The following is a 22,312-nucleotide window of genomic DNA, read 5'->3' on the forward strand; positions in this document are numbered from 1 at the left end:
CCTACCCGCGTGACCCGCCGCTCATGCGCCACGGCGACGAATTACCGACGAGGGCCGTTTAGGCTGGCACGATGCCGACCAATCCGCAGTCGTCAGCGCCACGCGTCGCCGACAGCCACGACCTGATCCGGGTGCACGGCGCGCGGGTGAACAACCTCAAGGACGTCAGCGTCGAGATTCCCAAACGCCGGCTGACGGTGTTCACCGGCGTCTCCGGCTCGGGCAAGAGCTCGCTGGTGTTCGGCACGATCGCGGCGGAGTCGCAGCGGCTGATCAACGAGACGTACAGCGCGTTCCTTCAGGGTTTCATGCCGAGCCTGGCCCGGCCCGACGTCGATGTTCTGGACAACCTGACGACGGCGATCATCGTCGATCAGGAGCGGCTGGGCGCCAACGCCCGTTCGACCGTCGGCACCGCGACCGACGCGAACGCGCTGCTGCGCATCCTGTTCAGCCGGCTCGGGCAGCCGCACATCGGCTCGCCGCAGGCGTTCGCGTTCAATGTGCCGTCGGTGCGGGCCAGTGGCGCGATCACGGTCGAGCGTGGGGACAGGACGAAGACCGAGAAGGCGGTCTTCAACCGTCTGGGCGGGATGTGTCCGCGCTGCGAGGGCATGGGCTCGGTGAACGACATCGAGCTGTCCGCCCTGTACGACGACAGCAAGTCGCTCAACGAGGGCGCGCTGACGATCCCGGGCTACAGCATGGACGGCTGGTACGGCCGGATCTTCCGGGGCTGCGGTTTCTTCGACCCGGACAAACCGATCAGCAGGTTCACCAGGAAGGAGCTGCACGCCCTCCTCTACCAGGAACCAACCAAGATCAAAATTGACGGGATCAACCTGACGTACGAGGGCCTGATCCCGAGGCTGCGGAAATCGTTCCTGTCCAAGGACGTCGATGCGCTGCAACCGCACATCCGCGCCTTCGTGGAGCGGGCGGTCACCTTCGCCGCCTGCCCCGAGTGCGGCGGCACCCGGCTCAGCGAGGCCGCCCGATCCTCGAAGATCAAGAAGATCAACATCGCGGACGCCTGCGCGATGCAGATCAGCGACCTGGCCGACTGGGCCGACGGCCTCAGCGAGCCGTCAGTGGCGCCGTTGCTCGCGACGATCCGACGCACTCTCGACTCGTTCGTCGAGATCGGGCTGGGATACCTCTCCCTCGACCGGCCATCCGGCACCCTGTCCGGCGGCGAGGCGCAGCGGGTCAAGATGATCCGCCACCTCGGGTCCTCGCTCACCGACATCACGTACGTCTTCGACGAGCCCACCGCGGGCCTGCATCCCCACGACATCCAGCGGATGAACGGCCTGCTGCTGCGGCTACGGGACAAGGGCAACACGGTGCTGGTGGTGGAGCACAAGCCGGAGACGATCGCGATCGCCGACCACGTCGTCGACCTCGGGCCCGGCGCCGGAGCGGCCGGCGGCGCCGTCTGCTTCGAGGGAAGCCTCGACGGGCTGCGGTCCAGCGGCACGGTCACCGGCCGCCACCTCGACGACCGGGCGGCGCTGAAGGAGTCGACCAGGACGCCCACCGGTCAGCTGGAGATCCGCGGGGCGACCGAGCACAACCTGTGCGACGTCGACGTCGACATCCCGCTCGGGGTGCTGTGCGTCATCACCGGTGTCGCCGGGTCCGGAAAGAGCTCCCTCGTCCACGGCTCGGTGACGGGGCGTGACGGGGTGGTCTCGGTCGACCAGGGCGCGATCCGCGGCTCGCGGCGCAGCAACCCGGCGACGTACACCGGCCTGCTGGAACCGGTCCGTAAGGCGTTCGCGAAGGCCAACGGCGTGAAGCCGGCGCTGTTCAGCGCCAACTCCGAGGGCGCCTGCCCGGAGTGCAACGGCGCCGGCGTCGTCTACACGGACCTGGCGATGATGGCCGGCGTCGCCACCCCCTGCGACGTCTGCGAGGGCAAGCGCTACCAGGCGGCGGTGCTGGAGTACCACCTCGGCGGCCGTGACATCAGCGAGGTGCTGGCGATGGCGGTGACCGAGGCCGCGGAGTTCTTCGGCGCCGGGGAGGCGCGCACGCCGGCCGCGCACGCCATCCTCGACCGGCTCGCCGACGTCGGCCTCGGCTACCTGCGGCTCGGTCAGCCGCTGACGACGCTGTCCGGAGGCGAGCGGCAGCGGCTCAAGCTGGCCACCCAGATGGCCGACAAGGGCAGCGTCTACGTCCTCGACGAGCCGACCACGGGCCTGCACCTGGCCGACGTCGCGCAGCTGCTGGGCCTGCTCGACCGGCTCGTCGACTCCGGCCGCTCGGTGATCGTCATCGAGCACCACCAGGCGGTCATGGCGCACGCCGACTGGATCGTCGACCTCGGCCCCGGCGCCGGCCACGACGGCGGCCGAGTCGTCTTCGAGGGGACGCCCGCGGATCTGGTCGCCGCCCGCGCCACCCTCACGGGCGACCACCTGGCGGCCTACGTCGGTGCGTGAGCGCCAGGCTGACCAGCGCGGCGAATGCGCCTGATCGCGGTGGCCCGGGCTGCCCGATGGACCATGCTGTGGCTGTGGTCAGCACACCGGCAGAGCGGCCCGCCATCCGGGCAGCGCTCGGTCGCACGGCGGCGTTCAGCGCGATATACGCCGCCGCCGTCGTCGCTGGTCGGCTGGCGCTGCTGGATCTCACAACGTTGGGCCTGATCGGGCCCGCGGCCGGCGTCGGCGCCATCTGGTTCTGTGTACAGCGCCGGGCGCCGACATTCTGGGTCGATATGCTCGCTTTGTCTGGTTTTCAGTACTTTCTCAACCTGACCATGGGCGCCAGCATCAACGAGGCGGTGGTGGTCGCCGCCGCCAACCTCAGCCAGGCGCTCGTGATCGTGGCACTGATGGCGCGCTGGCTGCCGCACGCGTGGGGCGGTGGTGGCCGCGATCCGCTGCGGCGGCCACGGGACCTGTGGCTGCTCGTGGCCGCCGCGGTCGCCAGCGCCACGGTCGGCGCCGTGGTCCGGTCGACGGGCGCCTGGCTGCTCGGCGACGACTCCGAGGTGGTTGGGGCCGGCATCTGGCTCACCCGCAATGTCGTCAGCATCGTCATCATCGTCGCCTTCGCGATGTCCGTCGGGAACCTGATCGCCGTCCAACACGCCAGAAGGGCCACCGTCGCCGGTTGGCTCCGGGGCCTGGCGGCGGAGCTTGCCGCCACCCCGGGTTGGCGGATCGCGGAGCACGTCGCCCTGGTCGCCGCCGCCATCGCCTCGTACGTCCTCGTCTTCGCCAACCGGGACGGCCTACCCCTGCTGTTCCTGCTGTTCGGGCCGACGATCTGGGTGGCGGTGCGGCTCTCCACCGCCTTCGTCACCTTCCACAACCTCGTCGTCACGACGATCGTGGTCCTGTTCACCCTGAACGGCTCAGGCCCGCTGGCGGCCATCGAGGACCACGCGAGCCGGGTGGTCGTCACCCAACTCTTCGTCGGCATGATCGCCGTCGTCGGGCTCGTCCTGGCGCTCAGCCGGGACGAACGTGCCGCGCTCGCCGACGAGCTGGTCCGCGACAAGGGCGCCCTGGCCAGTCAGACCGCGGACACGTCGCGCCATGCGGAGCTGATGAGGGCCGTCATCGACTCGATGGCCGACGGGCTGGCCGTGGTGGCCGACGACGGCCGCGTCATCCTGGGCAACCCGGCCGCCAGACGGCTGCTCGGGCAGCCCCGCCTGGACCAGGCGACCGTGGCCAACATCCATTCCGGCCTCACACACCCCGACGGCCGGCCCGTCGACAAGCATGAGATGCCGCACATGCGGGCGCTCGCCGGCGAACCCGTGCAGGCCATGGACGTTGTGGTCCGCAACCCGGGAATCCCGCACGACCGGGTGCTGCGCGCAAACGCCACCACCGTCGCCAACGGGGAGGGCGGACGCGTCGCGGTGGTGCTGTTCCACGAGGTCACCGCGGAGCGACGGCACCGGGACGAGTTGGCCAACTTCGCCGGCGTCGTCGCCCACGACCTGCTCAATCCGCTCGGCGCCATGGTCGCCTGGGCGGACGACGCCGACACGGTGCTCGCCGCCGCGCCGCCGGGCGAGGCCGTCGCGGAGGCGCGGCGCAGTCTGGCGCAGATGCAGCGGGTGGCCGGGCGGATGCACCTGCTCATCAACGATCTGCTCACGTACACCACCGCCCGCGACGCCACCCTGCGCCCGGCCGACATGGACCTTGCGGCGATGATCCGCGACGTGGTGACCGCCCGGACCGACATCGCGCCCGACCAGGCGGCTGGCGCCCCACGCATCACCGTCGGGACGATCCTGCCGGTCCACGGAGACCCGATTCTGGTCCGGCAGCTCCTGGACAACCTCATCGGCAACGCCATCAAGTACACGGCGCCGGGCGCGCCCGCGCGCCTGACGGTCAGCTCCACGGTGGACGGGCCCCTGGTCCGGGTCGCCATCGCCGATCGGGGCCTCGGTATCCGGCCCGGCCAACACGCGGCGATCTTCGAGAACTTCTACCGGGCGCCCGGGACCGACGACTACAGCGGCACCGGTCTCGGCCTGGCGATCTGCAAGCGGATCGTCGAACGCCACGGCGGGACGATCACCGCCGCCGACAATCCTGGTGGCGGCGCGGTGTTCGCGTTCACCCTGCCCGGCGCGGCGGGGCCGGTCGGCGCCCCTCAGCGGGCTCCACGGGATGCGGCTAGAGCGCTGCGCTGACCGCTATCGGGCGACCCGGCCGCGGCCAGCAGCACCGCGTGGAACTGTTCGAACAGGTAGTCCCGGTTGAACCGCTCGCCGCCCAGCCGCGCGGCCGCGGCTCTGGCCGAACGGAGCCGGTCCGGCGCGCCGATCAGCTCGGCCAGCCGGCGCGCGCCCTCAGCGGGGTCGTGCGGCGGCAGGTGGATGCCGGCGCCGGCATCCACGAGCTGGTCGGTCAGCCAGCCGCCGTAGTTGACGGCCACCGGCCGGCCGGCCGCCAGGGCGTCGAAGACCTTGTTCGGGGCGCTGCCCTGAAGCGACGGCAGGTCGCGTAGGCAGGAGACCGCCATTGACGCGGTGGACAGCCAGGCCGGCACCTCCTGCTTGCTCACCTGACCGACGACGAAAAGGTTCCGGTCCAGCACCCCGCTGGCAGCGGCCTGGCGGCGTACCGCGTCCAGCTCGCCGCCGCCTCCAACGATCACCACAGCGGCCCGGTGGTCGTGGCGCCCGAGCTGTTCGGCGACGCGGACCAGGTAGTCGACGCCGTTGGCCAGGCCCACCGTCCCGGCGTAGAGGATGACGGGCCGGTCCCCGAGCCAGCTGTGCCGCTGCCGCAACGCGGCGGTCTGGCCGGCGTCGACGTCGAACAGCTCCAGGTCGGCGCCGTTGGGGACCAGGTGCACCTGGCTGCCGGGGAACCTGTCCCGGATGCTGTCGACGATTCCCGGCGTCAGCGCGATCACCGACGCCGCGTTGCGGTAGGCCCAGGACTCCAGCGCGAACGCGGCCCGGCGGCTGACCGGTGACCGTAGCGCCCCGAAGTCGATCGGCAGTTGCGGCCACAGGTCGCGCACCTCCAGCACCATCGGCGCACCTCGACGCCGGGCGGCGACGACGCCCGGCACGGCGATGGTCAGCGGCGTGCTGGTGGCGAACACCAGGTCGTGTCGTAGGCGGGCGGCGACGGAGCTGGCACGAGTGGCGAAGCTGGCGAAGGCGCGCATCCGGGCCTGAAAGGACATCTGGTTGTCACACAGGACCGGCAGCCACCGCACCGTGACGCCGTCCTCGTCGGTGGTGGTGTCGCCGTCCAAGAGGTCGGCGCCGGGCGATCCGGAGACGACGGTCACCTCGTGACCACGGTCGACGAGCCGACGGGCCATCTCGTAGGCGCGGGTGCCGCCAACCATGCGAGGCGTCCGGAAGTACTGGGTGAGGTAGGTAACTCGCATCCATGTATCGACCCATATAAGACAAGTTTTATGGCCCCAAAAGCCCTTAACCAGTCGATCGATGATTCCAATTTCAAATAGTTATTTTTTCTATCTTATCTTGCTAAAGTGGGCCGCGGATGAAGCCTGAACGCCCGCCCTCGCTGCAGCGGTCTGACCCGGCGCCGCACGCCGCGACCGCTGGTCAGACCGCCCTACGGCTCGCCGCGGGGCACGGGACCATCCTGGTCGCCAGTCTGATCGTCACTACCGCGTCCGCCCACGCCCTCGGTCCCAGTGGCCGCGGGGAACTGACAGCCGCCCTCCTCATCACGTACATCGGCGCTATCGTCGCGCTGGGCGGGACCGACCGCGCCTATCCCGTGGTGATGGCGCACGAGCCGGTCACCTTCGGGCAGGCGCGCGCCGACCTGCACCGCTGCGCCGCGCCGGTCACCGGCGCCCTGATCGCCAGCGGCGTGGCGATCAACCTCGTGCCGGCCGGCCCGGACAGCCCGGCCCGCTTCGGCCTGGTGGTCGCCGCGGCGGTCGCCGGCGGCGTCCTCACCACCGCGGTCCGGACCGCGGCGGCGGCGACCCGGCGCGGCGGCGCCTACCTGGTCACGACCACGGCCACCCAGGGACTGCTGGTCGCTGCGGCGCTCACCCTCACCTTCACCGGCCAGGACGAGCCGGCGGTCTGGTTGTGGGCGTACGCGGCGGCCCCCATAGTCGTCGCAGCGGCGACGTGGCCCTTCCTGCGCGACCGGACCAGGCGACCTCGCTCCCGGCAGCAGCTGAGGGACCTGCGGCGCAACGGCCGACGACTCCTTCCCGCCACGCTGGCCGCCTACGCCACCCAACGCGGTGACCGCCTGCTCATCCCGGTCCTGGCATCGACGGAAACCCTCGGGCTCTACGTCGTGGCGGCCAGCTTCGCCGAGATCTGCGCGATCCCGGTGCAGAACGTCGTCGACGCCCACCTCACCACCTGGCGCCGGCAGGCCAAGACCGGCCAGCTGCGCATCCGGCGGATTCTCGGGCTGGCGCTCGGCTACGCCGTCGTCGCGGCAGTGGTGGTCGCCGTGGTCGGCGTCTGGTGCGTCAACCGCCTGTTCCCGCCGGAGTTCGCCGTCAGCGCCGAGGTGCTGCCGCTGCTGAGCGTCGCCTGCGCGGCCTGGGCCTTCGCCCGGGTCGCCGCCGGACTCGCCCTCGTACGGCGGCCCCCCGGACAGATCTCTCAGGCGGACGTGGCGACCGCCGTGCTGACCGCGGTGGGCCTGCTGGCCCTGGCGCCGCCGTTCGGGCTGTGGGGCGCGGCCGGCGCGGTGGCGCTCGGCTACGGGACGAACGCCGTGCTGATGGCCTGGCTGGCGACGGCGCGCGTGCCGATCGAGGAGAGCAGGTGAGCGTCGGTGTCGACGACAAGTGACTCAACAAAGCTCGTCACGTTGACCGTTCTGGTCGGCGGATTGTTCGCGGTGACGCTGGCCGGCCGCTTCTCCTTCGCGGCCGAATCAATGAGCGAGCTGGGGTTGGACCCGCGCGTGCCGCTGGTCAGCCTGCTGCTCTGCCTGGCGTTGCTCGCCTGGGGCGCCCAACCGCCGCCACGGCCCGCCCCACAGCTGACGCTCGGCGCCCTGATGCTCCTCGGATACCTGCTGATCAGCTCGCTGTGGGCCCACCCGGCCGCCCGCGTCGCCGAGGTGGGGCTGGACCTCGTCCTGCTCGCCGGACTCATTACGACCGCCGTGCTGGTGGCCGCCCTGGATCCCCAACGCGTCATGCGCCTGTTCTTCCAGCTCAGTCTCGTGGCCGCGGGGATCTTCGCGTTGGCCGCGATGGTGTCCACCTCCGACCAGCAGGGCCGGTACGCGGCCTTCGGCGGCGGTCCGAACGTCTTCGTGCGCATCCAGTGCCTGGGGATCATCGCCGCCTTCGCCCTGTACGCGTGGCGCCGTCGCTGGGTGTACCTGCTCCCCGTGCCGCTGCTGCTGCACGCCGCGGTGGCGTCGGGCTCACGCGGCGGGCTCGCCGCGCTGGTGGCCGCGGTAGCGCTCGCGATCGTGCTGGCTGGTCGGCTCCGCACGGCGCACACCGTCGGGGTGCTGGTGACCGGCGGAGGATTCGCGCTGTTCGTCTACGCGTTCGGCAACAACCTCAACGAACAGGTGTACCGCAGGTTCAGCCTCAGCCAGTTACAGGACACCGACTTCTCGACCCGGCCCGAACTCCTACGCCACGCGTGGGTGGTCTTCACCGAGCACAAGACCGCCGGCGCCGGACTGGATGGTTTCTTCGCCCACATCGGCCAGTACATCGGCATCACCTACCCGCACAACCTCGTGGCCCAGGTCGCCGCGGACGGCGGGCTCATCGGCCTGGCCTTGCTCGCCGCCGCGGCGGTCGGTCCGCTGTGGCGGTCCCGGCACGCCTCCTGGCAGCGCTGGGACACCTGCGGCGCGCTCGTCTCCGCCGCATACATCGCGACCGCCAGCATGTTCTCGGGCAGCTACTACGACGCCCGCCAGGGCTGGATCTACCTGGCTTTCCTCGCGGCGCTGGCCGCACGGGCCGGGGCCCAGACGGACGTCGCCGCCGGGGCCGGGCCGGGCACGCTCCCGGCCGCGTCCGTCCGGACCACGCCCAGAACCAGGCGGCTTACGGCGCCCGACCGCTCGCGTCGGCGCCCGGTGACCAGCGGACGGGGAGGACCTGGATGACAGAAAAGCTGGTCATCGTGGGCGCGGGGGCGCTCGGCCGTGAGGTGTTCCAGTACGTCGGCCAGGCATTCCCGGACGGGGCGTTGACCGTCGCCGGGTTCCTCGACGACCGGCCCGGACCAGCGACGCTGCCGGCGCCGCTGCTCGGACCTGTCAGCGCCGTGCGCCCCGACTGCCGGACCGCTTTCCTCGTCGCGGTCGGCCAAGCCGGGGCCCGCGCCGCCCTGGCCGCGACGGTCACCCGACGGGGCGGTGTCCTCGCCACGCTCATTCACCCGAAGGCACACGTCGCTCCAGACGCCCGGATCGGGCCCGGCAGTCTGCTGTGCCCGTTCAGCTTCGTCGGCGCCGGCGCCCGTGTCGGCGCGAACACGGTGCTCAACACGTTCGCGTCCGTCGCGCACGACTCAATCACCGGGGCGCACTGCGTGTTCTCCCCCTACGCGACGGTCAACGGTTCGGTCACTCTCGGCGAGGCCGTCTTCCTAGGCACCCACGCCACCGTCGTTCCCGGACGTCGCATCGGCCCCGGGGCCCGGATCAGCGCCGGGGCAGTCGTGTTCTCCGATGTCCCAGCCGGCCACACCGTGGCCGGGAACCCGGCTCTGGAGCGGATCACGACAGCGGTCTGAGCGCCGTCATGATCGGCGCCCCTCGGCGAGACGACCCCTACCCGGCCCGGTTCAGCCTTCCTTTCTGGACCGGCTGCGCGCCGCGCGGTCCGGCCGCGGGGACGCCAGGAACCGGCGCAGCTCGGCGAACAGGTGCTCGACCGCGTCGTCCGTCGCGGCTGAGCCGTTGGGGAGCACCAGCCCGGACGCGTCGATCCGGTCGGCCGCCCCGGTGAGCGCGGTCGGCGCGTCGGTGTAGGCGGGCTGCCGGTGCATCGGCCGCCACATCGGTCTGGTCTCGACGCCGGCGGCGGCGAGCGCGTCGGCGAGCTGCCCGGCCCGCCAGCCGGCGGCGGGGTCGACGGTGATCGCGGTGAGCCAGCAGTTTCCGCCGGGGTCGTCGCCGCCGAGGACGGCGATCTCGGGACGGTCGGCGAAGGCGTCCAGGTACCGCTCACGGATCGTCCGTCGGCGTTTCATCATCCCCGGCAGCCGTTGGAGCTGGGCCCGGCCGAGCGCGGCGAGGACCGCGCTGAGGCGGTAGTTGTAGCCGACGGCGTCGTGCTCGAAGTGGGCCACCGGCAGCCGGGCCTGGTTGGCCAGGCGTCGGCACTGTGCGGCCAGGTCGCGGTCGTCGGTGGCGACCGCGCCGCCACCGCTGGTGGTGAGGATCTTGTTGCCGTTGAAGGAGAAGATCCCGGCCCGTCCGACGGCCCCGGCCGCCCGGCCGGCCAGGCTCGCGCCGAGCGCCTCGGCGGCGTCGCAGACCACGGCGACCCCGTGGCGCCGGGCCAGCGGCAGCAGCCGGGGGTAGTCGGCGCAGTGCCCGAACAGGTCGACCGGGATGACGGCGGTGACGCCCCGGTTCGCGTCGAGCACGTCGCCGAGCAGGTCGACGTCGATGGTCCCGTCGCCGGGGGCGACGTCGACGATGAGCGGCTGTGCCCCCACGTAGTGGACGGCGTTGACGGTGGCGGCGAAGGTGAGCGCGGGCACGGCGACCACGTCCCCGGGCCCGATGCCGGCGGCCAGCAGCGACAGGTGCAGGGCGGCGGTGCCGGAGCTGACGGCGACGACCTCGGCGACGCCGACGAACGCGGCGAGCTCCCGCTCGAACCGCTCGACCTCGGGGCCGCCGGGCGCCGGCCAGGACGAGCGCAGCGCCCGGATCACGTAGCTCTCTTCGAGGTCGGTGATGTCAGGCGGCGACAGGAGCATCGAGTTAGTCATGGTTTGCCCGCCTGTATCGAGATATGACGTGTATCGGGTCAGTCACAGTGACACGATGCTCACGAGATCGCCCACCGGAAGGAGAAGCCGCTTTGCGGACGAAGGTGCAGATCCTGCTGGTGTGCCGGGCCAACCTGTGCCGGTCGCCGATGGCCGAGCGGCTGACCCTCCAGCTGTTGTCCGATCGAGGCGTGCTGGACGTCGCCGTCCACAGTGCCGGCGTCCACGGGCGCGACGGGATGCCGATGCACCCGTACGCCAAGGAGGCGCTGCGCTGGAACGGCCTGCTCGACGGCGACTTCCGCAGCCGTCGCCTCCGGGCTGGGATGATCACCGATGCCGATCTGGTGCTCACCGCGTCGCGGGCCCACCGCGCCGAGTGCGCCCGGCTGGCCCCGGCGGCCGTGCGGTACACCTTCACCATGTTCCAGTTCGCCCGGCTGGCCGCCGCGACGCCGCGGGCCGTGCTCGGCGGCATCGAACCGGCCGAACGCCTGGGGCAGATGATCAAGGCGGTGCCGCAGGTGCGGGCGCTGACCCCGCCGTACACCCTCGCCGACGAGGATCTCCAGGACCCGGTCAACGGGCCGGTGACCGGCTTCCGCCACTGCGCTGACCAGATCCAGCAGGCGATGGAGCGGATCACCGCCCTCATCGCCCCGCGCTGACCGGCGCCTCCGGACGGTCAGCTGCCGCGTCGAGCAGCTCCCGCACCGACGCGTCGGTGTCGGCGCGTCCGCTGGCGTGCCGTCCGCTGCTGGGGCTCACGCTGCCGTATCCGTAGTAGCTGTACGGGCCGCCGTCGGCCGGCTTCACCATGTTGAAGACGCAGCCCAGGAGGCGGGCGTCCACCGAGCCCAACGCGGCGGCCGCCGCCGCCACCTCGGCCTGGGTGGTCTTGCGGGCGCGGGTGACCAGCAACGCGCCGTCCGCGCGGGCCGCCACGATGGCGCCGTCGGTCACCGGCAGCAGCGGCGGGCAGTCCACAATGACGATGTCGTACTGGGACCGGAAGTGCTCCAACAGGTCGGCCATGTGCTCAGAGCCGAGCAGCTCGCTCGGGTTCGGCGGTTGGAAGCCGCTGGGCAGCACCCACATCCCCGACCCCCACGGCTGCGCCACGTCCTCGATCGCCGCCTGGCCGGCCAGGATCGTGGTGAGGCCGACCGCGCCCTCGATGCCCAGGTACTCGGCCACCTTCGGCCGACGCAGGTCGGCATCAACGAGCAGCACCCGCCGGCCGGCCTCGGCGAACAGGGTGGCCAGGTTGCAGGCCGTCGACGACTTGCCCTCCCCGGCGACGGCGCTGGTCACCACGACGGTGCGGATCGGGTGGTCGACGTCGACGAACTGGAGGTTGGTGCGCAGCTGCCGTAGCGCCTCGGCCCGGGGAGAGTGCGCCATCGTGGTCACGAGCCGGTGCGGGGCGTCCTTGAGGCCGGAGTCGACCGGCACGACCGCCAGCACCGGGGCGCCCGCGGAGGCGGTCAACGACTCGGTGGTCTTGACGGTGGTGTCGAGCACCTCACGCAGGATGGACAGCCCGGCGCCGGCGAGCAGCCCGAACAGGCCGGCGAGCAGGAGGTTGCGCACCGGGCGCGGCGAGACCGGGGTCGGGTCGGTGGTCGGTCCGGCCACCACCTCGACCTTCACCGAGGACAGCTTCTGGTCCGGCGGGGTCTCCAGTGTCTCGACGAGCGCTTTGAACTCGGTGGCGAGCAGGCCGGCCAGCTGCCGTGAGCGGTCGACCGACTCGTCGGTCACCGTCGCGTTGAGCAGCACCGTCTCGGGCGTCGGGCTGGCGTCGATCCGGACCCTGATCTGGTCCGGGGTGAGTCCGGTGTCCGCGCGCCTGGCCATCGCCGCGGTGAGGCGGTCGCTGGTCAGCAGGCTGGTGTACGACTTGACCCGCTGTTGGGAGAAAAGACCACCCTGGTAGACCTCGTTGATGCCGCTGTTCGGGGTGGTGATGAAGAACGTCACGGAGGTGGCGTAGGTCGGCGTGGTGCGCGCGTTCACCGCCGCGGCCGCGCCGAGCCCGATGGCCACCATGCCGAGCACCAGCCACCACCGTTTGCGGAGCACCCGCAGCACTTCTCGCACGCCCACCGGCTCAACCCCACTCATCAGAATGCGCTGAACCGACTATATTGGCGATCTTTCGGTCATATGCCTTATCACGGCAAATTCATGTCGGTAGAGGTAGCCGGGCCCGGTCAGCGACCGATCTCACCGCCGTCGAGCCGCCACACCGTGACCACCGCGGGCTGGGCGAACGTGCCGTGCGGCCAGGTCGAGGCGGGGTCGTCGACCGTGGCGCCGTCGATCTCGCCAGGGTGCTGCACCGAGACGAACGCCGTCCGGTTGTCCGGCGGCAGGTACGCCGACGCCTGCTCCGCGCCCCTGGGCACCGTCAGGAACTGCTTGACATGCCCACGCCCGGGGCCCTCGACCGGGACGGCGAACAGGCCGTCGTTGGCGCCCAGGGCGTTGCCGTCGGTGGAGATCCACAGGTTGCCGTGCACGTCGAACTCCAGGTTGTCCGGGCAGGAGATCGGCGACACCTGCGACTTGTCGAACCCGGCGAAGTAGCTCGACGGGTCGGCCGGATCGCCGCAGACGATCGGGACCGACCAGCCGAACGTCTCGGCCGCGCTGTCCCCACCGGCCTCCACGATCTCCAGGATGTGCCCGTGCCGGTTGTCGCTGCGCGGGTTGGGCTCGTCCGGGCCGGGCTGCCCGGCGGCGCCGCGCCGGGTGTTGTTCGTCAGCGCGACGTACACCTTGCCGGTGCGTGGGTTCGGCTGCACGTCCTCGGGCCGGTCCATCTTGGTCGCCCCGACGGCGTCCGCGGCGAGCCTGGTGTGCACCAGCACCGCGTCGACGCTCATGCCCGCCACCAGCGACCGGTTGCCGCGCGCCAGCGGAATCCACCGGCCGCCGCCGTCGAACGCCCCGTCGGACGGCAACGCGCCGCTGCCGTCGATCTCCCCCGCGGACGTCGCGTCGAACTTGGCGACGTACAGCGTGCCGGATTCCAGCAAGGTCAGGTTGTGCGCCTTGTCGGCCGCCGAGTCACCCCGCCGGATCCGCTTGTCGGAGACGAACTTGTACAGGTAGTCGAAACGCTCGTCGTCGCCCATGTACGCCACGATCCGCCCGTCCGGGGCCAGCATGATCTCGGCGCCCTCGTGCTTGAAGCGGCCCAGAGCGGTGTGCTTACGCGGCGTCGAGCGGGCGTCGTACGGGTCCACCTCGACGATCCAACCGAACCGGTTGGCCTCGTTCGGGTTGACGGCCAGGTCGAAACGGGCGTCCGCCCGCTCCCACCTGCGGGAGCCGGCCGGGTACCGGGCGGTGGTGGTGATGCCGTACCGGTTGAGCGCCGGCTTCGCCGCCGCCGGGACGCCGTCGCCGCCGACGAAGTACTGGTTGAAGTTCTCCTCGCCGGAAAGGACGGTGCCCCACGGCGTGAGCCCGCCCGCGCAGTTGTTCAGGCTGCCCAGCACGGTGACGCCCCGCGGGTCGGCCGCGGTGCGCAGCAGCGAGCTGCCGGCCGCAGGCCCGGTGAGCCGCATCGGCGTGCGCGCGGTGATCCGGCGGTTATGACGGCGTGGGCCGGTGCGGACCGGCCGCCACTGCCCGGTGGCGCCGACCCGCTCGATCTCCACCACGCTCAACCCGTGTGCGGCCATGGCGATCCGCAGCTGCTCGACAGAGAGCGCCTCCACGCTGGTGAAGCCACGGAACATGAGGTCCTCATTGGTGTACTCGTGATTGACGACCAATAGCGCCCGGCGACCGCCGCGGCCCAGTGGCGCCGTCGCGAGCCAGTCGTTGTTGAACCCGAACTGCCGGGCCTGGGCGGCGGCGCTCTGCCGGTCGACGCTCCACGCCGGAGCGCCCGGCTCGACCGGATCACCCCAGGTCATCAGGACGGCGTGGTCGTAGCCGTTGGGGACGACGACGGCGTCCAGCGTGTTCGGAGGGACCGCCCGGAAAGTCAGCGCTCCACGGCCGGTTGGGCCCGGCTGCGCCGGCGGGGCCACTGGCGGAGCGACGGCCTCGGCGGCCCCGCCCTTGCCCAGCCCGGATCCGAGCGTGACACCCGCGCCGATGACCAGGGCGCCCAGCGAGCCCACCCGCAGCAACCCCCGCCGGGAGACCGCCGCGGCCGCTACCTCGCCGAAGTACTCGTTACCCGAAGTGTTCGGCGCCGGGTGGGCGCAGGCGTTGCCGCACCGGTACAGGCAGGTCATGGCGCTGCGACCGCCGTGGCCCGGCAGCAGCGGCAGCGAACGTGGCGGGGGGAGCGGGGCCGTCATCGGGGCCTCCCGGCGGATGGATCGTCGACTGTCGACCCGACGCTAGGCGCCGCAGGTGCACCGGGCGCCGACCTCCGGCGTCAACCGCCCGACCAGCAGATGAACTGCGGACACCCGCCCCTCGTGCCGTCCCGGGACCGTCAGCGACCTGGGCGCTCGACCCCGGCGCCCAGGTCCGGGGTGCTGTTGTCGTAGACCGCGTACCGCCCCTTGCCGGTCTGTTTCGCGTAGCGCATCGTGGTGTCGGCCGCCCGTAGGACGCTGTCCGCCGTGAGGCCGGTGGACCCAGCGATCCCCACGCTCACGCTGACGGTCAGCTCCCGCCCGCCTACCAGAACGGGTTGACGGAGCATCTCCAGGAGCCGCTGGGCGACCAGGGTCGCCTCGCCAGCGGTGGTGCGCGGCAGCAGGGCGACGAAGTCGTCGCCGCCGAGCCTGCCCGCCACGTCCGACCCGCGCAGGCAACTGAGCAGGCGGTCGGACAGCGCCATCAGCGCCTCGTCACCGGCCTGGCGGCCAAACGTCTCGTTGATGGCCGTGAAGTCGTCGATGTCGACGGCGAGCACCGAGACGTACGGGGCCTCCCGCCCGGAGCGGCTCTCCAGCGCCTCGCTGAGTTTCTCGGCGAACAGCGTCCGGTTGGCGAGTTGGGTGAGCGGATCGTGCGTGGCCTTGTGGCGCAGCAGCTCGTGAACCTCGCCGGCCGAGGTGACCTCGCGGCTGTTGCTGACCAGACCACCCACCTGCGGGTCCGCGAGACGATTAGTGCTGACCACCTCAAGCCACCGCCACGAGCCGTCGGCGTGGCGGTAGCGGGCCTGGTGGCTCTGAAGCTGGCCCGGGTTGGCGAGCAGCTTCCGTAGCTGCGCCTCCGCGACCGCCCGGTCCTCGGGGTGGACCAGGGTCGCCGGGGACCGGCCGACGAGCGCTCCCGGCCGGTAGCCGAGGACCCGCTCGGCGGCCGGGCTCACGTACCTGAGCCGCACGTCGGCGTCGACGATGGTGGCGATGTCGGAGGCGTTGGCCAGGAGCGCGTCCGCCAGCGCCTGTTGTCCGCCCGGGCCACCGTGGCGGAACCGCCCGACGATGCCCGCCCAGCGACGCGACGCGACCGGCGACGGTCGTGGCTGATCAGTTGGCGTCGTCATTCGGCACCATTGCCTTCCGGTTGGTCCGCGCTCCCAGTCGGCCGACCTCTTCTGGGAACCTAGGTCAAAGCCGGGACGCGGGCCTGCGTTTTCGCCAACGACCGGCCGAGGCATGGCGGGCCGTCCTACTGCTCGATGAGCGTCCGCACGCCGCCGACCCCGACGCGGCAAACCCGCGCTCCTATCCATTTTTTCGATGCTGAAACGTGCTTATCGGCCATTCTTTGATGCCAGATAGCCCGACCGCCGCGCATGCCGGAATCGACAGTTTCGTGCAGTGGAATGGGCAGCCCACCAGCAGATAGTTCTGACTTTTCACGCAGAGTCATAGTCTCACCTCACAGCGGGCCTGAAACCCTTGCTGAGCAGTGCTTTTGACCAACCGGCAAGCCGGAGGAGACTAACCGCCGACAGCTCCCGACACATCGGGTACCGACGGGTATCACCACTGCCGAATAACATCAGACATATTGCCGATAATCATCGTGAAACAATTTCTTCGCGTTCTCGAGAATCGACGCACGGCCCGCAGGTCCGTAGCTACTGTCGGCGGCATGAGAAAACACATCGCAGCCATGGCAATGGCTCTCGCAGCATTCGGAACTAGCGTCGCGGTCTCCGCGCCCGCCTCCGCGGCGCCGCAGGCCGACCTGACCGTCGCTGGCGACCCGTATCCCGGGCACCGCGGTGACTGGCGAGGCGACTGGCGGGGCGACTGGCGAGGAGACTGGCGGGGTGACTGGGACCGCCGGGGGGACCGGTGGCCGGGACACGGCTACCACTGCCGTCCGGGTCAGCGCTGGGACCACTGGAACCGCGGCCCCGGCCGCTGGAACCAGGGCTGGAACAACTGGCGCTGGGACGGTAACCGGCACTGCCGCAACTGGCAGGGCCACTGGCGCCCGGGCCCCTGGAACGGCTGACAGCCGTAACCAGGCGGTCGCCTGACCCGAGCGCCACCTGACCAGAAGAGATCAGCGGGTCCGCGCCCGAGGGCGCCCCACGATGACCAGGCTTCCTGCCTGGTCATCGTGGTCTTTCCGACCTCTGCGCGAACGCCCGGGAACCGATCCGTCGGCTGCCGTTAACCCCGGTCGGGTAGGTTCCGGCCCCGACATGCCCGGTCCGAGCGCCGCGTCACCGGCCCGCACCGGCGCGACGGGACGTCGGGTTGGGGGATGCGCGTTGACCGGCAACGTCGAGCTGGACCCGAGACCGGCGCCGGCGGGCGGGCGGGCGGTCTTCACCGCTGGTCGGGCCGCGCCCGCCCGGACTCTGCTGCACATTCTGGATGACACCGTGCTGCTGCACGGCCACGAGGCGGCCATCGACGACGGATCGGTGACGCTCACCTACAGCGAGCTGCGCGCGCTGGTGACGGCCTTCGCCGGCCGACTCCGCGAGGCCGGGGTCGGCCGGGGCAGCCGGGTCGGGGTGCGGGCGCCGTCGGGGACCGTCGACCTGTACGTGGCGATCCTCGGGGTGCTGTCCGCCGGGGCCGCGTACGTGCCGGTCGACGCCGAGGACCCGGACGAGCGGGCTGAGCTGGTCTTCTCCGAGGCGCGGGTCGGGGTGGTCGTCGGCGCGGACCGGACCCTTACGCACCGCGCCGACCACACCCACGCCGCGGCGGCGCCGCCCGGACCCGACGACGACGCCTGGATCATCTTCACGTCCGGGTCCACCGGGAAGCCCAAGGGGGTGGCGGTCACCCACCGGGCGGCAGCGGCGTTCGTCGACGCCGAGGCGCGGCTGTTCCTGACCGAGGACCCGATCGGCCCGGATGACCGGGTGCTCGCCGGCCTGTCGGTGGCGTTCGACGCCTCCTGCGAGGAGATGTGGTTGGCCTGGCGGCACGGCGCGTGTCTGGTCCCGGCGCCCCGGTCGGTGGTGCGCTCCGGGGTCGATCTGGGCCAGTGGCTGGTGGATCGGGAAATCACCGTCGTGTCGACGGTGCCGACGCTGGCCTCGCTGTGGCCGACCGACGCCCTGGACGACGTCCGGCTGCTCATCTTCGGCGGTGAGGCGTGCCCGCCGGAGCTGGCCGAGCGGCTCGCCGTCGACGGGCGCGAGGTGTGGAACACCTACGGGCCGACCGAGGCGACGGTGGTGGCCTGCGCGGCGCCGCTGACCGGCGCGCCACCGGTGCGGATCGGCCTGCCGCTCGACGGCTGGGACCTGGCCGTCGTCAACGAGCGCGGCGAGGTCGTCGCCATGGGCGGGCAGGGCGAGCTGGTCATCGGTGGGGTCGGCCTGGCCCGCTACCTGGACCAGGAGAAGGACGCCGAAAAGTACGCGCCGTTGCCGTCGCTGGGTTGGCAGCGGGCGTACCGCAGCGGCGACCTGGTCCGCGCCGAGCCCGAGGGCCTGATCTTCCTGGGTCGGGCCGACGAGCAGGTGAAGCTGGGCGGCCGACGGATCGAGCTGGGCGAGGTGGACGCCGCGTTGCAGGCGCTGCCCGAGGTCGCCGGAGGGGCCGCCGCGGTGCGGACCACCCCGAGCGGCCGGCAAATCCTGGTCGGCTACGTCGTGCCGACGGCTGAGCCGTTCGACCTGGAGCACGCCGTGGACGCGCTGCGGGCGGCGCTGCCGGCGGCGCTGGTGCCGCTGCTCACGGTCGTGAACGCGCTCCCGACACGCACGTCCGGCAAGGTCGACCGGGCCGCGTTGCCCTGGCCGCTGCCCGCCTCAGCTGACGACGCCACCTGCCCGGACCTGGACGGGGTCGAGGGTTGGCTCGCTCAGCTGTGGCTCCAGGTGCTCGGCGCCCCGGTCGGCGGCGCCGACGACGACTTCTTCCGTCACGGCGGATCCAGTCTGGCGGCCGCGCAGCTGGTGTCGCTCATCCGCGAGCGCTACCCGCAGGCCGCAGTCGGCGATGTCTACCAGCATCCGACAGTCGGCCTGCTGGCCAAGCGCCTCGAGCTGTTGGAGACCGCGCACGCCGGCCAGCGCATGGTGGCGCCGACCCCACGGGTCGCGGGGGTGGCCCAAACCCTGCTCATGCTGCCGATGCTCACCCTGACCGGGCTGCGTTGGGCGCCGCCGCTGGCCGCGGTGGGCAACGTCCTGGCGTGGCAGACCGGTCAACCGTGGGCGCCGACGGTCCCGTGGTGGCTGGTCGGGGTGTCCTGGCTGCTGCTGTGCAGCCCGCCGGCCCGGCTGGCTGTCGCCGCGGTCGGCGCCCGGCTGCTGCTGCGCGGGGTCCGACCCGGTCGGCACCCCCGCGGCGGGGCCGTGCACCTGCGGTTGTGGACGGCGGAACGGCTGGCGGCGGCGGTCGGGGCGACGCACCTCACCGGCGGTTGGTTGACCTGGTACGCCCGCGCGTTGGGCGCCCGGCTCGGCGACGACACCGACCTGCACTCGCCGCCGCCGGTGACCGGGTGGCTGCGGCTGGGCCGGGGCGCGGCCGTCGAGCCGGAGGTGGACCTGTCCGGGCACTGGCTCGACGGGGACGTCCTGAATCTCGGTCGGGTCCGGATCGGGGCCGGGGCGAGCGTCGGGGCGCGCAGCACGCTGCTGCCCGGGTCGCGGGTCGGCAAGGGCACGCGGGTCGCCCCAGGGTCGTGCGTGGTGGGCTCGGTCCCGGCCGGGCAGCGCTGGTCGGGCGCGCCGGCGAGCCGGGTCGGCCGGGTCCGTCGCGGCGGTGGGGAACGGCCCCGGCGCAGCCGCGCCTGGACGCTCGGCTACGGCGTCACCGCGTCCGCGCTGGACCTGCTGCCCGCGGTGGCGCTTCTGCCCGGCCTGGCCGTGCTGAGCTGGTTCGTGCGGGACGCCACGACCGCCGGGGACGCCCTCGGCCGGGCGCTGCTGGCCGTGCCTGCGGCGACGGTCGCGGCGGCCGCCACGTACGCCGGGCTGATCCTGGCCGGGGTGCGGCTGCTGAGCATCGGCCTGCGTGAGGGCCGGCACCCGGTGCACGGGCGGGTGGCCTGGCAGGCGTGGGCCACCGAGCGGCTGATGAGCGCCGCCCGGGTGGGCCTGTTCCCGCTGTACGCCAGCCTGTTCACGCCATGGTGGCTGCGGGCCCTGGGGATGCGGGTGGGCCGCGGCGTGGAGGCCTCGACGGTGTTGGCGTTGCCGAGCATGACCACCGTCGGCGACGGCGCGTTCCTGGCCGACGACACCATGGTCGCCTCGTACGAGCTGCGCGGCGGCTGGCTACGGATCGCCGCCGCCCGGATCGGCAAACGGGCCTTCCTGGGCAACTCCGGGATGACCGCCCCGGGCCGGCGGGTACCTGCCCGGGGACTGGTCGGCGTGCTGTCCGCCGCACCGAAGCGGGCCAAGCCGGGCAGCTCCTGGCTGGGCATGCCGCCGATGAGACTGCCGCGCGCCGTCGAGGAGACCGACGCGAGCCGCACCTTCGACCCGCCCCGACGGCTGGTCGCCGCCCGGGCGGCGGTGGAGCTGTGCCGGCTCGTGCCGGTGATGTGCTCGGCGGCGCTGGTCGTCGGCGTCGCCGCCGGCTTCGGGTGGCTCGCCGCCCGGCACGGCGCGGTCGCGTTGGCGTTCGGCGGGTTGCTCCTCGGCGCCGCCGGGATCGTCGCCTGCCTGCTGGCGGTGCTGGCCAAGTGGCTGCTCGTGGGCCGGTTCACCGTCACCGAGCGGCCGTTGTGGAGTGGGTTCGTCTGGCGTAACGAGCTGGCCGACACGTTCGTCGAGGTCCTGGCAGCGCCGTGGCTGGTCAACGGGCTCGGCGGCACCCCGCTGATGAGCCTGTGGCTGCGGGCGCTCGGCGCCCGGATCGGCCGGGGCGCGTGGTGCGAAACGTACTGGCTTCCGGAAGCGGACCTGGCGCGCCTCGGCGACGGGGCGACCGTCAACCGGGGCTGCGTCGTCCAGACCCACCTGTTCCATGATCGGATCATGCGCATGGACACGGTGACCCTGGAGGACGGCGCGACCCTTGGCCCGCACGGCATCGTGCTGCCCGGCTCGACCATCGGCGCGCACGCCACCGTCGGACCGGCGTCGCTGGTGATGCGCGGCGAGAGCGTGCCGGCGCGCAGCCGCTGGCTCGGCAACCCGATCGCCCCGTGGCGCGGACGCCGGGGCCGGGGCCGGTGACCCCGGACCAGGGCGTCACCGGCGCGCCCCGGTCCGCCGACCCGTACCTGCCCGGCCACGGCAACGGCGGCTACCGGGTCCAGCACTACGACCTGGCGTTGGAGTACCGGGTCAGCTCAGGGCGGCTCAGCGGTCGGGCCCGGATCACCGCCGTGGCGGAGCAGGCGCTCGTCGGGCTCAGCCTGGACCTCGGCGGGTTCCGGGTCGAGCGGGTGAGCGTTGACGACCGGCCCGCCCGGCACCGGCACGCCGCCGCCAAACTGACCGTCCGACCAGGGGCGCCGCTGGCGGCGGGGCAGCCGTTCACCGTCGAGGTCCGGTATGTCGGAATTCCCAAGGCGATCCGCAGCCACTGGGGCGACCTCGGCTGGGAACACCTCGACGACGGGGCGATGGTCGCCAGCCAGCCGATCGGCGCGCCATCCTGGTTCCCGTGCAACGACCACCCCGCCGACAAGGCCAGCTACCGGATCGCCGTGACGACCGCCGCCCCGCTGACCGTCGTGGCCAACGGCCGCCTCATCTCCCGACGGGTCGGCGCCGGCAGCGCCACCTGGGTCTACGAGCAGATCGCGCCGACCCCTACCTACCTGGCGACCGTCCAGATCGGCCAGTACGAGCTGGTCAACGGCGCGGCCGGGCCGATCCCGTTACGGGGGGCCGTCCCAGGCCGCCTCGCGGCCCGGTTCCGGCACGACTTCGGCCGCCAGGGGCAGATGATGGCGGTCTTCCAGGACCGCTTCGGGCCGTACCCGTTCGACGAGTACGGCGTCGTGGTCGTCGACGAGGCGCTGGAGGTCCCAGTGGAGGCCCAGGGCCTGTCGGTCTTCGGCGCCAACCACCTCGACGGCCAACGCGGCCATGAGCGGCTCGTCGCGCACGAGCTGGCACACCAGTGGTTCGGCAACAGCGTCACCCCGGCCGACTGGCAACACATCTGGCTCAGCGAAGGTTTCGCCAGCTACGCGGAGTGGATCTGGTCGGAGGCGGCCGGCGGCGAGCCGGCGTCCGTCCACGCCGCCAGGTGGCACGCACGGCTGTCGGCGCTGCCGCAGGACCTCGTCCTGGCCGACCCGGGCGTCCGGCGGATGTTCGACGACCGCCTCTACCGGCGCGGGGCGCTGACCCTGCACGCGTTGCGGACGGTCGTCGGCGACGAGGTCTTCTTCAGCGTGCTCCGCGGCTGGGCTGCCGTCGGCCGGCACAGCGTCGGGACCACAGCGCAGTTCACGGCGCTCGCCGCGCAGCACGCCGGCCGGTCTCTGGACGACTTCTTCGCCGGGTGGCTGTACACCCCGGCGCTGCCGGGGCGCCCGCCACGCTGACGGGCC

At 72.3% G+C, this 22,312-nt stretch carries 15 protein-coding genes; 9 read left to right on the forward strand and 6 right to left on the reverse strand.

Annotated elements, in window-relative coordinates; translation table 11 throughout:
* Positions 1 to 71 precede the first annotated feature (71 nt).
* Positions 72 to 2,450, forward strand: coding sequence for an ATP-binding cassette domain-containing protein (locus tag ABD287_RS01540; RefSeq protein WP_344167009.1), 2,379 nt, complete (start codon positions 72 to 74; stop codon positions 2,448 to 2,450).
* A gap of 74 nt (positions 2,451 to 2,524) precedes the next feature.
* The gene (locus ABD287_RS01545) at positions 2,525 to 4,675 is read left to right on the forward strand and encodes a sensor histidine kinase (protein ID WP_344167011.1); all 2,151 of its coding nucleotides are present in this window, start codon (positions 2,525 to 2,527) and stop codon (positions 4,673 to 4,675) included.
* Here ABD287_RS01545 and ABD287_RS01550 read toward each other — a convergent pair.
* A complete protein-coding gene (locus ABD287_RS01550) occupies positions 4,636 to 5,892 on the reverse strand; it encodes a glycosyltransferase family 4 protein (protein ID WP_344167013.1) in 1,257 nt (418 codons plus the stop codon). The genes ABD287_RS01545 and ABD287_RS01550 overlap by 40 nt on opposite strands.
* 119 nt (positions 5,893 to 6,011) lie before the next feature.
* On the opposite strand from ABD287_RS01550, the gene ABD287_RS01555 reads away from it, so the two are divergent.
* From ABD287_RS01555 to ABD287_RS01565, 3 genes are read left to right on the forward strand one after another with little or no spacing between them, the layout of a single operon-like run.
* Positions 6,012 to 7,280, forward strand: coding sequence for a lipopolysaccharide biosynthesis protein (locus ABD287_RS01555; RefSeq protein ID WP_344167015.1), 1,269 nt, complete (start codon positions 6,012 to 6,014; stop codon positions 7,278 to 7,280).
* A 6-nt stretch (positions 7,281 to 7,286) separates the two neighbouring features.
* On the forward strand, positions 7,287 to 8,594 hold the full coding sequence (locus tag ABD287_RS01560; protein WP_344167017.1) for an O-antigen ligase family protein: 1,308 nt from the start codon (positions 7,287 to 7,289) through the stop codon (positions 8,592 to 8,594).
* Entirely contained in the window at positions 8,591 to 9,226 is a 636-nt protein-coding gene (locus tag ABD287_RS01565) for an acetyltransferase (RefSeq protein ID WP_344167019.1), read from the forward strand. Before ABD287_RS01560 ends, ABD287_RS01565 begins: the two co-directional genes overlap by 4 nt.
* A gap of 51 nt (positions 9,227 to 9,277) precedes the next feature.
* Here the strand turns inward: ABD287_RS01565 and ABD287_RS01570 are convergent, their stop codons facing one another.
* Positions 9,278 to 10,435, reverse strand: a complete 1,158-nt coding sequence (locus ABD287_RS01570; RefSeq protein WP_344167021.1) for a DegT/DnrJ/EryC1/StrS family aminotransferase — start codon at positions 10,433 to 10,435, stop codon at positions 9,278 to 9,280.
* 92 nt (positions 10,436 to 10,527) lie between these two features.
* Between ABD287_RS01570 and ABD287_RS01575 the strand changes: the two genes are divergently transcribed.
* Positions 10,528 to 11,103 carry an arsenate reductase/protein-tyrosine-phosphatase family protein gene (locus ABD287_RS01575; protein ID WP_344167023.1) on the forward strand — a complete coding sequence of 192 codons (576 nt, stop codon included), beginning with the start codon at positions 10,528 to 10,530 and terminating at the stop codon, positions 11,101 to 11,103.
* Here the strand turns inward: ABD287_RS01575 and ABD287_RS01580 are convergent.
* From ABD287_RS01580 to ABD287_RS01595, 4 genes are all read right to left on the reverse strand, one after another.
* Complete coding sequence (locus ABD287_RS01580; RefSeq protein WP_344167025.1) at positions 11,087 to 12,544, reverse strand: tyrosine-protein kinase domain-containing protein; 1,458 nt, start codon at positions 12,542 to 12,544, stop codon at positions 11,087 to 11,089. The genes ABD287_RS01575 and ABD287_RS01580 overlap by 17 nt on opposite strands.
* Positions 12,545 to 12,651: 107 nt before the next feature.
* Positions 12,652 to 14,760: a PhoX family protein gene (locus ABD287_RS01585; protein ID WP_344167027.1), complete on the reverse strand. Its 2,109-nt coding sequence runs from the start codon at positions 14,758 to 14,760 to the stop codon at positions 12,652 to 12,654.
* 140 nt (positions 14,761 to 14,900) lie between these two features.
* Positions 14,901 to 15,908: a diguanylate cyclase domain-containing protein gene (locus ABD287_RS01590; RefSeq protein ID WP_344167029.1), complete on the reverse strand. Its 1,008-nt coding sequence runs from the start codon at positions 15,906 to 15,908 to the stop codon at positions 14,901 to 14,903.
* Between the two features lie 125 nt (positions 15,909 to 16,033).
* Positions 16,034 to 16,237, reverse strand: a complete 204-nt coding sequence (locus ABD287_RS01595) for a hypothetical protein (protein ID WP_344167031.1) — start codon at positions 16,235 to 16,237, stop codon at positions 16,034 to 16,036.
* A gap of 225 nt (positions 16,238 to 16,462) precedes the next feature.
* Here ABD287_RS01595 and ABD287_RS01600 point away from each other — a divergent pair, with 225 nt between their 5' ends.
* From ABD287_RS01600 to ABD287_RS01610, 3 genes are all read left to right on the forward strand, one after another.
* A complete protein-coding gene (locus ABD287_RS01600) occupies positions 16,463 to 16,831 on the forward strand; it encodes a hypothetical protein (RefSeq protein ID WP_344167033.1) in 369 nt (122 codons plus the stop codon).
* Between the two features lie 262 nt (positions 16,832 to 17,093).
* Complete coding sequence (locus tag ABD287_RS01605) at positions 17,094 to 20,981, forward strand: Pls/PosA family non-ribosomal peptide synthetase (RefSeq protein WP_344167035.1); 3,888 nt, start codon at positions 17,094 to 17,096, stop codon at positions 20,979 to 20,981.
* Positions 20,951 to 22,306, forward strand: a complete 1,356-nt coding sequence (locus ABD287_RS01610) for a M1 family metallopeptidase (RefSeq protein ID WP_344167037.1) — start codon at positions 20,951 to 20,953, stop codon at positions 22,304 to 22,306. Before ABD287_RS01605 ends, ABD287_RS01610 begins: the two co-directional genes overlap by 31 nt.
* Positions 22,307 to 22,312 lie beyond the last annotated feature (6 nt).

The organism is Pilimelia columellifera subsp. columellifera, assembly GCF_039532605.1.
GTDB classification, from domain to species: Bacteria; Actinomycetota; Actinomycetes; order Mycobacteriales; family Micromonosporaceae; genus Pilimelia; species Pilimelia columellifera.